We start from the raw sequence: 12,226 nt of genomic DNA, 5'->3' as shown, positions 1-12,226 counted from the left end.
ATAAACAAAAATTTAAGTCCAAGTGATAAATCAGTTTCTTATGGAATTATTCAACTATGCCTATCTTGGCATATTCATGGTCGTACTTGTTTACCTTCTAACCAAAAATCGGGAATCTTTCCTCCTCAAAATAGCCGTGTCCATACCGATTATGGCTATCATGGTGTACCTTACTGGAACCTTTTACATACTGCCAATATACCTTATTTCCTTGATGGTAAGTACATACCTTTACACGGTATTCTTCTACTTTCCATTTGCGGTTGATTTTATACTTATTGTCATGGCAATATTCGGCAATTTTGTTCCTGTAAGGTATGTTTTCGCGGCAATATCAATATCAATCCTTCTATCCATGTTCCTGGATAAGAATATGAAAAAATACGATCTGATGAACAATGAGAAAAAAGGCAAGGATATCAAAAGGGAAACATATAGGGACTACTTTCAAATATCCACCGGTGTAATTACCATATTAATATTTTTTCTGGATGGGATAAAGGGAAGGGTACTGGTACTTCTTGCAGTTCTGCTCATATACCTTGCAGGAAATATTCTGTACCTTAATAATAAAAACAGGCTGGCAGATATTGTGTACCGCATGGAAAGGGAGGACACAAAACTGGGATTAGGATCCATGTACCTCGCAGCAGGATTTTTGCTGGTTCTTGCATTTACAAGGTCACTTCCGTTAATATATATTTCTGCATTCATGATAATGATTGGGGACTCTCTCGCCACAATTATAGGGATGAAAATAAGAAGCAGAAAGCTATTCTACAACAGGAAAAAATCTATAGCGGGCTTTCTGGCAATGTTAATTCCTTCCTTTGTCTTCGGCATATTCTTCTTTATCTATTTCTATTCTGCGATATATGCCCTGGGAGGGACCTTCGCAGAATCCATATCCAATAAAGTGGCAGACGACAACATAACAATCCCTGTATCGATTGTTGTGCTGCATCTAATAATATCAATGCTTTGAAATAGGTACTGCCGCAGGCTAATGTCAAAATATATATACCCTGTTGTATTTTAGAGTTAAAGCGAGTGTGGTGTAGCCTGGCAACACGCGAGCTTGCCAAGCTCGTGCCCCGGGTCCAAATCCCGGCACTCGCATATGAAGTTATTTTTAAGATCCTCTGTTTCTTCTTTTGGATATAAACAGAAGCGCTTAAATACTCAAATTTTTATATTAACTTGATAGTCATGGAATGGAAAACGGTATGCAGCATTGACAAATTAAATAACGGAAGCCACGAAAGTTTTGAAATTGATGGAAAGAAATTCCTTGTATCCCGGATAGATGATAAATTATATGCCATTGACGGCCTCTGTTCCCATATGGGCGGAGACCTGGGAAAGGGCAAAACTGAAAATAACAATGTCATATGTCCAAAGCACCACGCTGTATTCAACCTTAAAAACGGCCATGTGATGAAAAATATCAACGGTTTCTTCCGGGCAATGACCAGAAAGGAGGCCATGGATCTACATGCATATGAAATTAGGGAAGAAAATGGTAATATTGAGATCGGAATTTAATCCCTACTTATTTTAAGATGCCATTATTAAATCATTTAAAATAGATATTATGAATAATTCAAATAACCATTTATACAATTAACTCTTTTCTTGATAATGAAAGCATTGAGAAGCATGAAACTTACCCTGGAAAAAGGATAAAGAGAGGAGTATTCAGGTCAGCAAATGGAATACTTATGCATGCTGACCTACAGGCTTCATACAACATTATAAAAAAAGCAATCCCTGAAGCTTTTGCCAACGGGATAGGGGGTATTGGATTGTATCCAGGAAGTTTGAGCATCAAAGAGATGATAACTTATAAAGAGGTTTGTTAACATGGTTAACAGAAATCGTAACCTTATATAATCACTAAATTCTTCATTTAAAAAATGAAATGGTTCTTCCATAACGTTTTTATACAATTCTCTATTGTATTACTATGTTTCCCGACAAATTTGATTACTATGCTCCGAAAAGCATAGAGGAGGCTGCAAAATTTTTAAGCGGACACGAGGATGCGAAGGTGCTTGCCGGCGGGCAGAGTCTTATACCGCTGCTGAAATTGAGATTTACATCTGTTCCAGAGATTGTGGACATAGGAAGGATAAAGGGCCTGGACGGCATAACATTCCAGGGAAACTACCTGGAGATTGGCTCTATGGTATGCACATCTGAAATAGCTGAGAATTCATCCATAAGGAAGAAGTTTCCAGCCCTCAGTGAGGCTGCGGGGCAGATAGCCGATCCACTTGTAAGGAACAGGGGAACCATAGGCGGTGATATCTGCCACGGCGATCCTGCAAATGATTTTCCGGCTGTAATGCTGGCAATGGATGCAGAATTTGAAATCTCATCAGCCACCAGGAAGAGAACAGTGAAGGCTGAGGACTTTTTCGTTGATACATTCTCAACTGCACTTGAACAGGGTGAAATACTGACAAAAATAAAAATACCCGATACAGGCTCATCAGGGAGATATATGAAATACAAGAAATATGCCGGAGATTTTTCAATTCTGGGAATTGCAGTAAATCTTTCCATGGACGGAAAAAAGGTCAGAAAGGCTGGAATAGGGCTCACAAACTGCGGCCCCACAGCATTGAAGGCTAGGGAGGCTGAAGAGTACCTTGCAGGCAAAGAGCTGAGCGATGACAATCTTGAAAAGGCCTCAGAACTGCTTCTGAAGGTGACGGACTTTGTGGACGATGACAATGGAAGCGTTAAGTTTAAGGAAAAACTGCTCAAATATCTGTTTATAAGGGCAGTTAGGGGAATAGGAGGTGTACCGAAATGATGGTTAATGTTAAGGTGAACGGAAAGGAGTACAAAAAAGATGTTGAGCCAAGAACTCTTCTTGCTACATTTATCAGGGATGATCTTGGCCTCACAGGAACACATATAGGGTGTGATACCACCAACTGCGGGGCATGCACTGTATTAATGGATGGAAAGGCTGTGAAGTCATGCACGGTCCTGGCAGTCCAGGCAGATGGGCATGAGATAGAAACAATAGAGAATGAGGGAGATACAGAACTCACAAAGGTGAAGGAAAGCTTTGTGGAGGAGAACGGGCTACAGTGTGGGTTCTGCACTCCAGGAATGATCATGACAAGCCTTTACATGCTCAGGAAGAACAAAAACCCCAGTGATGATTACATAAAAAGCAGCCTTGCAGGCAATCTATGCAGATGCACCGGCTACGTGTCAATTATAAGCTCCATAAAGAAGGCAAATGAGAAAATAAATGGTAAGGAGGCGGTTGCCAAATGACATATCTTGATAGGTTTGCAAATGGAAAGGGCAGGTACCTTGATGATATAAAGCTCGATAACATGCTCTATATGTCAGTTGTGAGAAGTCCATACGCCAGGGCAAAAATCAGAAGTGTTGAGGGCGGGCTGACCTCGAAGGACCTGAAGGCGTATTACACTATTGCAGAGGGTGACCACAGGGAGCCAGTGCTTGCCATTGACGAGGTGAACTACCAGGGGCAGGCTGTTGCTGCCGTATTCGGGAAAAACAGGTATGAGGCTGAGGATTTGCTTTCAACAGTAACGGTGGATTATGATCCACTTGAAGCAATATCCAGCATTGATGACGCAAAGAAAAAGGCACCGATTTATCCTGACAGAAAGGATAACGTCCTGGCAGTGGAGGATGTCGGGGTAAAGTTCAGTGAAAAGGATATTGATTATGATGTGAAGATAACCGATACAATACTTCTTGACCGCGTATCTGCAAATCCCATGGAAACAAGGGGAATAGTTGCCGATTACAGGGATGGGATACTGAATGTATACCTGCCATCACAGTCTATCGTCAGGTCGAAAACAGGAATAGTAAAATCCCTTGGGCTGCCTCCAGAGAAAGTTAGGGTTTTCCTGATTGACAACGGCGGTGCCTTCGGTGTAAAGGCCCTATTCTATCCGGAATACATAATTGCATGCTACGCATCCATGAAGTATGGAAAACCTGTCAAGTGGCAGGAAACCAGGACAGAGCACCTGCAGGCATGCCATGCCGGGCGTGGAGTTGAAGGCACCCTAACCCTCTATGCAAAGAAGGACGGTACAGTTACAGGGCTGGACGGTGAGGTGCTTCTTGACAACGGGCCATATCTTGTTGATGCTGCGGCTGTTGACCTGGGGAATGTAATACATGAGGTAACCGGCCCGTACCACATAGAAAAGGCACACCTCACAGGAAAGTATGTAATAACAAACAAGGCTCCCAATGGATACTACCGCGGTGCTGGAAAACCGGAGGCATCCATATTGATGGAAAGGATGATGGACCTGCTGGCTGATAAGCTGAACATGGATATAGCAGACATAAGGCTGAAAAATGCACTGGAGAAGCCATTCAAATCACCACTGGGGCTTGAAATGAGATACCCAACAAAGCCATTCCTGGAAGATGCACTCAGATACTTCAATTACAGGGAACTGGCGAAGAAAGAGCACGTGGGCATATCACTTTTCATACTGGATGAGGATACTGCACCTGGCGAAAGTGCAAGAATTATTGTAAAGGATGGAAAGGTGCACACATACCTTGGGGGGAATGTTTCAGGCCAGGGCCATGAAATGTTTGTAAAAAGCATACTCAGCGAGGAGCTGGATATAGAGCAGGACTCCATATCACTGGACCTTCAGGATACCGAAACACTGCCGAAAGGCGTCGGGACATGGGGATCAAAATCCGCCATGACACATGGGTCTGTGCTTATGCAGGCTGCCGAGGAGCTGAAAAAACAGGTTGAGAAAAAATACGGGAAATACTCTCCTGAAATACTGCTATCACATGACTTTGACCAGACATCATTCTATAACTTTGACTACAACGACAACCAGGTAAACTTCAATATTGTTACCTCAAAAATCAATGAAATGGGTGACTTTGAATACCTGAAAATCGGGGCTTACTATGACCTTGGAAAGGTGCTGAACCTTGCAAATGTAATGGGGCAGACAGAGGGAGGCGCACTTCAGGCCATTGGAGAGGTGCTTTCTGAAACACTGAGATACTCTGAGGAGGGGCAGTTAATGACAACCAGCATTACCGATTCCGGTGTACTTACAGCAGAACATACCCCTGAATTTGACATCAAAATCGTGGAAAATCCCTCGGTGCTCAAGGATGGCGCAAAGGGCCTTGGAGAATCTCCCATGATAGGCATACCGGAAGGCCTTGCCAGGTCACTGGAGACACAGATACACAAAAGAATAAATGTAATGCCCATAAGCAGGGAATTGCTCTTCGACAGTTTATAATTTTATTCTTTAACTCTTTTCTTGATACCGTAATTAATCTTCTATGCTTCTGCCGTGCATGGCTGTTTATAGTGAAGGAATCAACAGGCTGATCACCAATTCACAAACTTATGTAATAGGTAAGTTATATCGGTCACTGGTAGATGCAATAGGTTATGCTATATCCTATTAAAGATTCCCAGAAATCCACTTTCTCATAAATGTTAAATATAAATATGAATTATCTTACGGATTATCGCCGATGATATACAGAAATGAATTTAGAGTAGAGGAGGCACTGCCTTTCCTCGATGACATTGTTGCAGAATGGTTCAATAATAAGTACAGTGACCTTAGTGAACCCCAAAAAAAGGCAATTCCACTTATTCATGATAAAAAAAACGTTCTGGTTTCATCCCCAACAGGTACAGGAAAAACCCTTACAGGATTCCTTTCAATAATAAATGAACTGTTCAAGAAGGCCAGGAACGGTGAACTGCAGGAAAAAATATACTGTGTTTATATTTCACCACTGAAGGCTCTGGCAAATGACATTAATAAGAACCTTAATGAACCGCTTGATGAAATTTACGACCTCGCTGCAAGAAAAGGCATCAAGGTTCCACCAATAAAGGTGGCTGTAAGATCTGGGGATACAGCCCAGAGCGATAGAAATAGAATGCTCAAAAAACCGCCCCATATAATCATAACCACCCCTGAGTCCTTTTCCCTGGCCATAACCGCAACAAAGTTCAAGGAAAAATTTACCGGGGTGGAATACGTCATTGTTGATGAAATCCATGAGGTGTCATCCACCAAGAGGGGTTCCCTGCTCTCCCTGAATCTTGAGCGCCTGGAGAACCTATCACCTGGTTTTGTCAGGATAGGATTATCTGCAACCCAGGCCCCGCTGGACCTGATCGGGACATATCTCTGCGGCTATAACGGCGATAAAAGAAGGGAATTCAGCATAATAGAGGTGAATACCAATAAATACCTGGATTTGAAGATCATAACACCGGTAAAGGACCTTACCCTGGTAAGCTATGAGGTGGCAAATGAAAAAATGTACGATATACTGGTTGACCTGGTCAACAGCCATAAAACCACGCTTATATTCACAAACACAAGGAGCTCTACAGAGCATGTTGCCATGAGGCTAAAGGCACGTGGCATAGAAAACATAGAAGCCCACCACTCTTCACTGGGAAAACAGACAAGGATCGAGGTGGAAAACCGCCTTAAGGACGGTGATTTAAAATGCGTAATTACATCCACATCCCTTGAGCTGGGCATAGATATAGGCTATATCGATATGGTCATACAGATAGGAAGCCCGAAATCTGTTTCAAGGGCGCTCCAGAGAATAGGCAGGTCAGGCCATGGTGTTAGGGACCTCTCACTGGGCAGGTTCATTGTTTTCGACCTTGACGACCTCATGGAATGTGCAGTCATGACAAAGGCGGCATATGACCATGAAATAGATAAGGTCACGGTGCCGGTAAACCCACTGGATGTGCTTTCACAGGGAATAATAAGCATGTCCCTGGAAAAGGCATGGGGCGTTGATGAGGCCTATTCTGTAATAAGGAATTCATACGCCTTCCACACCCTGGAATACGAGGATTACCTCTCAACCCTGAGCTATCTCTCCGGAAAGATAGAGGGAAATACCCTTTTCTCCAAGATATGGTATGATGAGGATGAAAAAAAATTCGGCAAGAAGGCAAGCACCAGGATGATTTACTTCATGAACGTGGGAACAATTCCAGAAGAGGCTAATTATAATGTTGTCAATGAAAAGGGCAGGATGCTGGGGCAGCTCAGCGATAAATTTGTTGAGCGCCTGAAGGCTGGGGATATATTTGTCCTGGGCGCAAAAACATACATGTACCTCAGGGTGTCCCGGAACAACATCACAGTAAAAACAGCAACTGGAATGAAGCCCACAGTGCCATCCTGGACCGGAGAACTGCTTCCCAGGAGCTATGACCTGGGGATACTCATCGGGGAATTCAGGAAGGAGCTTTACAGGAGGATACAAAATGGCGAGGAAACAGAACAGTGGCTCATGGAAAATTACCGTGTGGATTCTTTCGGGGCCAGAAGCCTCATATCCTATGTTAAGTCCCAGGGGGAGTTCGCCATACCGGCACATGATTCTCTCTACGTTGAGGGGTATATAGACAACGACCTTTACAGCATTATATTTCATATTCCACTGGGCAGAAGGGTTAACGATGCCCTTTCAAGGGCATACGGCCTTGCTGTATCAAATAAATATGGATTGAATACAAGGATAAGTGTTAATGACAATGGATTTACACTAACCCTGAACAGGAGGGTCCCTATTAAGGACGTTGTCACATTGCTTACCCCTTCAAATTTCAGGGACCTTGTTGACCGTTCAATAGTCAACACAGAACTCTTCAAGCAGCGTTTCAGGTACTGCGCCACAAGATCCCTGATGGTTCTGAGGAAGTACAAGCAGACCGATATATCTGTGGCAAGGCAGCAGCTGCGCAGCGACCGCCTGCTGAGAACCCTTGAGGCAATGAATAATTTTCCGGTAATAAAGGAAGCCTTCAACGAGGTAAAGTATGATGTCATGGACGTTGAACGTGCATCATGGTATGTGGATGACATAATATCAAAAAAGAAGTTTACAGTGCGTGATTATTCCACAGAAACAAGCCCATTCTCATATAACCTCATACTTTCCGGAGTATCAGACATAGTTCTCATGGAGGACCGTTCAAAATTGCTCAAGGATTTAAGGAGCAAATTGCTGGATAAAATCTACGGGACAGAGGGCATTGATTTTCTAATAAAAGATTCCAAGCTGGTTGAAAATTACTTCAAAAATAAAATACCGGCTGTAACTGACAGGGAAAGCTATATGGAATTTGCAAGGCATTTCCTTTACATCGATCCATTCAAGAAAAAGTATAATTCACCAATTGAGTACAGTGATACTGATATTGAGGATATAACTGAGGAATTAATAAAATCCGGCACCATCAATTACTGCTTTATACGATCTGACCAGTGGGTATATTCAGAATATTACCCTGTTGTATACAGCCTGTTTAAAAGGGATGTCCAGCTGACCGAACGGGACATGGAGATTTATAATTCACTAAATGACACGAAGTTCAGTGAAATAAAGAAGTCAGGCTTCAGTGAACAGGAAATCAGGGATAGCCTGATTAAGCTGGAGTCCGCATACATGATTAGAAAGGAAGTACACGGTGACAGGCAGTACTATATAAAGAATGAAACCATTCCGGAGATACCCGGGGATGCCATGGATACCGCAGTTACAAGGATACTTTCCTCATACGGTCCACTCTCCATGGACGAGCTGCTGATCAGGCTACCAGTAAACAGTGAAAGGCTGGAAGAAGCCCTGAATGCCATGGTAAAAAAGGGTAGTGTAATATATGATTACATTACACCAATATTCATGAAGCAGTACATGATGAAATCAGATTTCGATGCCATTGTGAACAGCACCGATGAGGACATTTCCAGAAAGAGAATATTAAACTTCACATCCACCGTTCCTGGCGTTGAGGATTATTTCAGCAAATATGGATTTGCCTTTGACCTCTTCGATATACGTGTCAGGGTTAAAAATTACAGGAGGGAAGAGGTTGAAAGGCTGCTGGCATCAGGTGATATTTACTATGCCAGGGCTATAAAAAACAGGTATGTTTACATATCCAGATGGCTCATGGACGTACTTTACAGCCTCAGGGAGGAAAAAAGCAGTGAGATAGAGGATCAGGTGCTGGCATTGATAGGGCGTGGAATAGACACCGATGATAAGATAATAGAAATGACCGGCATGGATGGAAAAATTATAAAGAGCGTAATAAAAAATCTGGAGTTCCGCATAATGGTAATCCCTGCAAAATCAGGCGCGTGGGAAATTTACAGACCTGAAAAGGATGTTGACACCGGTAAAATTATTGAAAAGTACGGCCCCGTGACATCCAGGGAGCTTTCCAGATTTTTCTGGTTCAACCCTGCCCGCATTGATTATTCCAGATTTCCACCCTACTATTACAGGAACGAAATCTATTACGGCAGTGTGGAAACAAATCCCGAACGTGGATCGCTTATAGTCATGAAAAACGACCCGGTGTCCATATACCTCGGCAGGTACGTAAGGAATGACGACTTCAATGCACGCTTCATTTTTGAGGGAACCGAGGAATCAATGTTCTACATGCAGGAAAAATCTCCAGGAATATGGATCGAAAATTTAGATTTTGAAACAGGGAAGATCACTGAGTTCCTGGAGACACTTGAATCTGTTTCAAATAGAATAGGTGCTGATTCCATAATTATAAACAGCCCTAATCTCGATCTGCTGAGGGAGGGGGAGGCAAGGGGCTACAGAAGATCAGACAATGTAATCTATATAGGCAATTTCGATGTTATAGCTGCAAACACGGATAATCTCCTTTCCATGGCGGTATACCGTTACAACTCATGCAAGACCACCATGAATTACAATGCACTTAGCAGGATATTCCTTGGGATAAGGAGTGATATGGAGGCATACTATACGGGAATCAGGAGCCTGGAGCTGACAAACTACTATAATTCCATGCTTATCTATAATTTTGACGGGCCATTCAATGTACCCGCACTGGGAACCAGGAACGTCATTGCACTTTACAGGGCAATAAAAAGGCGTGACCTCACAGAAGCCGAGGAAGAAGTATATAAATTCCTGATATCTAAAAGCATGTCAGAAAATGAACTTATAAAATCCATGAAAATGAATTCCCTTCTCATCAAGGAGTCCATAAAATCCCTTTACAAAATGAATGCGATTGCCAAGGATAAGGGAAGGCGTTATATAACAATAAATGATGAATACAGCAAGCTTGAGGCAATAGAAATTCTCTTAAGGGAGCTTATAACAAGAATAGGATTTTTTGATATTTCTGTATATACAGAGCTTACAGGCCAGCAGGACTACGCCGAGTATAACCTCTGCGTCAGGAAGCTTTCAAGGGAGAAGGTAATAAGGGAAGCTCTTGTGCCATCGGAGAGCAGGATAATATATATCCCATACGGAATGAAGATGGAAAGCCATATGGGAAATGTCTCACGGATCATACCGCCCAGGGATATCATTGCATTGATATTTGCAGGGTATATCAGGTCTAAATACCATTCAACCAGCAATTACCTGTACTTTACCAACGGTGCCGTAAAAATGGCGGTATCAGTAAAGAAGAGCGGGAAATACCTTACCATCAAGAAGATAACAGGTGATTCCAGCTACAGGGACATGGCAAAAACAGAATTTAACAGCGCGGGATACATTCTTTCAAGCTAAAAATCAATCTTAAAAGGAATTTATGGTGAGAACTCCTCCTGAAGTTCAAGTATAACCTCATTTATTACCTCTTCCAGGGTGAGTCCACTGTATTCCCTGAGACCTCCCATGTCGGTCCTCAGCCTAGCACTGTAACCCTTTTCATCCTTTTCAAATTCTATATTACAAAGCAATTCTTCCATGCCAATCACTCCATAATTACAGCCAATATTTAAAAATTGCCATTTATGCCTGAATAATAACCTGCCATTATATCTGAAACATTGTTTCCCGTGCGGCCTGTTATTATAGTTCCGTGGCATAGAGAGAGTGCAGAATTGCTGTCGTTGTTCTGCAGGTATCTCTCAAGTTCAGGAATCCTAGTTTCCTGGTCCACTATGCCTCCGGCGGCCGTGCTCTTTCCATCGATGCCGTCCGTGCCCATGGAGCAGAATGTGCATTCTTCACCTGTTTTCATGGCCTCAAGCAATCTGAGGACAAGTTCCTGGTTTCTTCCGCCGGAACCATTTCCCCGGACATTTACAGTTGTTTCGCCGCCGAAGACAAACCAGAAGCCCCTGCCCTTTAGGCTGTATATATTCCTCAAGAGGGATATAATATTCTGTGACACGGGTTTCACATCGCCGTTGATGTTGCTTCCCAGGTTAACCTTTTCTTCCCCTATCCGTGAGAAAATTGCATTTACAAAATCATTATTGCGCAGAATAATATGGTTTTCTATTGAGGAATAATATTTATCATCCAGGCTGCCGGAAACATCACTCCCTTTCAGGAGTGATACAAGATTTTTATTGGTTACATATCTGTCAATCAGTTTTGAGATGTCTTCCACCGGTTCCGGCCTCACCAGTGGCCCAGATGCTATGATGCCCATATCATCGTATATAACATCTGATATGATATAGGATACAACAGATGCAGGATACAGTATTTTTGCCAGCTTACCGCCCTTCACCGAGGATAGCATGGACCTTATCCTGTTCAGGGTGTATATATCCCCGTCATTATCCATGATTTCCCTTGATACCTCCATTATTTCATTTATGCTTATTCCCGATTCAGGTATTTCGAAAAGTGACGATCCACCCCCTGATATGAGCACTATTATGAGATCATCCTGCGAGGCATTCCTGACTCCTGAGAGAAGCTTCTCTGAGGAATCCACAGTAAGCTGGCTTACATAGGGATGTGTACCTCTCAGTATTTCCAGCTCCGGAAACTGGGCCGGCGGATTTTCGTCCTCAGGAATTATTATTCCAGCATAGCAGAGTTTTTTTATAATATAATCCCGTATGCCAGCGTACATGTTGTAAGCGGCTTTTCCGAATCCTATTACGAATACTTTATCATATTTTGCAATGTCAGCATGGAAATTATTTTTAATAGCTTTCTCTGGTGTAAGCTCATTCATTACATCCTCCATTATTCCAAGGATATACCGCCTTTTTTCTGTGGTTCCTATCTCATCCATGTTGGCAATTTTCATGAAAATGTATACATGCAGGGTTTTTAACCTTTTATTATTCACATTAATTGAGTCAGACCATATGGAATGGGTGCAGCATGTTTCCAGAAAATATATATTTAT

At 42.5% G+C, this 12,226-nt stretch carries 8 protein-coding genes and 1 tRNA gene; 7 read left to right on the top strand and 2 right to left on the bottom strand.

Going from position 1 to position 12,226, the window contains the following annotated elements; all coding sequences use genetic code 11:
* Positions 1–40: 40 nt before the first annotated feature.
* The 7 genes from RE471_RS07890 (at position 41) to RE471_RS07860 (ending at position 10,638) form a co-directional block, all read left to right on the top strand.
* Complete coding sequence (locus tag RE471_RS07890) at positions 41–985, top strand: hypothetical protein (RefSeq protein ID WP_309214300.1); 945 nt, start codon at positions 41–43, stop codon at positions 983–985.
* A gap of 61 nt (positions 986–1,046) precedes the next feature.
* Positions 1,047–1,119: transfer RNA gene (locus RE471_RS07885), tRNA-Gly, on the top strand.
* A 90-nt stretch (positions 1,120–1,209) separates the two neighbouring features.
* The gene (locus tag RE471_RS07880) at positions 1,210–1,545 is read left to right on the top strand and encodes a Rieske (2Fe-2S) protein (RefSeq protein ID WP_309214299.1); all 336 of its coding nucleotides are present in this window, start codon (positions 1,210–1,212) and stop codon (positions 1,543–1,545) included.
* 421 nt (positions 1,546–1,966) lie between these two features.
* Positions 1,967–2,821: a xanthine dehydrogenase family protein subunit M gene (locus RE471_RS07875; protein WP_309214298.1), complete on the top strand. Its 855-nt coding sequence runs from the start codon at positions 1,967–1,969 to the stop codon at positions 2,819–2,821.
* A complete protein-coding gene (locus RE471_RS07870; RefSeq protein WP_309214297.1) occupies positions 2,818–3,297 on the top strand; it encodes a 2Fe-2S iron-sulfur cluster-binding protein in 480 nt (159 codons plus the stop codon). The genes RE471_RS07875 and RE471_RS07870 overlap by 4 nt, the downstream gene beginning before the upstream one ends.
* A complete protein-coding gene (locus RE471_RS07865; RefSeq protein WP_309214295.1) occupies positions 3,294–5,300 on the top strand; it encodes a xanthine dehydrogenase family protein molybdopterin-binding subunit in 2,007 nt (668 codons plus the stop codon). The genes RE471_RS07870 and RE471_RS07865 overlap by 4 nt, the downstream gene beginning before the upstream one ends.
* Before the next feature lie 241 nt (positions 5,301–5,541).
* Entirely contained in the window at positions 5,542–10,638 is a 5,097-nt protein-coding gene (locus tag RE471_RS07860; RefSeq protein WP_309214294.1) for an ATP-dependent helicase, read from the top strand.
* 20 nt (positions 10,639–10,658) lie between these two features.
* Here the strand turns inward: RE471_RS07860 and RE471_RS07855 are convergent, their stop codons facing one another.
* On the bottom strand, positions 10,659–10,820 hold the full coding sequence (locus RE471_RS07855; RefSeq protein WP_298277717.1) for a hypothetical protein: 162 nt from the start codon (positions 10,818–10,820) through the stop codon (positions 10,659–10,661).
* Positions 10,821–10,849: 29 nt separating this feature from the next.
* Positions 10,850–12,124 carry a DUF4147 domain-containing protein gene (locus RE471_RS07850; RefSeq protein WP_309214292.1) on the bottom strand — a complete coding sequence of 425 codons (1,275 nt, stop codon included), beginning with the start codon at positions 12,122–12,124 and terminating at the stop codon, positions 10,850–10,852.
* Between the last annotated feature and the right edge of the window lie 102 nt (positions 12,125–12,226).

The sequence above is a fragment of the Ferroplasma sp. genome (genome assembly GCF_031200575.1).
GTDB lineage: Archaea > Thermoplasmatota > Thermoplasmata > Thermoplasmatales > Thermoplasmataceae > Ferroplasma.
This window is presented reverse-complemented; position numbering and strand designations above follow the sequence as displayed.

Coding starts and splice junctions, on each gene's coding strand:
- RE471_RS07890 (WP_309214300.1), top strand. CDS start 41: ATGGAATTATTCAACTATGCCTATCTTGGCATATTCATGGTCGTACTT.
- RE471_RS07880 (WP_309214299.1), top strand. CDS start 1,210: ATGGAATGGAAAACGGTATGCAGCATTGACAAATTAAATAACGGAAGC.
- RE471_RS07875 (WP_309214298.1), top strand. CDS start 1,967: ATGTTTCCCGACAAATTTGATTACTATGCTCCGAAAAGCATAGAGGAG.
- RE471_RS07870 (WP_309214297.1), top strand. CDS start 2,818: ATGATGGTTAATGTTAAGGTGAACGGAAAGGAGTACAAAAAAGATGTT.
- RE471_RS07865 (WP_309214295.1), top strand. CDS start 3,294: ATGACATATCTTGATAGGTTTGCAAATGGAAAGGGCAGGTACCTTGAT.
- RE471_RS07860 (WP_309214294.1), top strand. CDS start 5,542: ATGATATACAGAAATGAATTTAGAGTAGAGGAGGCACTGCCTTTCCTC.
- RE471_RS07855 (WP_298277717.1), bottom strand. CDS start 10,820: ATGGAAGAATTGCTTTGTAATATAGAATTTGAAAAGGATGAAAAGGGT.
- RE471_RS07850 (WP_309214292.1), bottom strand. CDS start 12,124: ATGAAAATTGCCAACATGGATGAGATAGGAACCACAGAAAAAAGGCGG.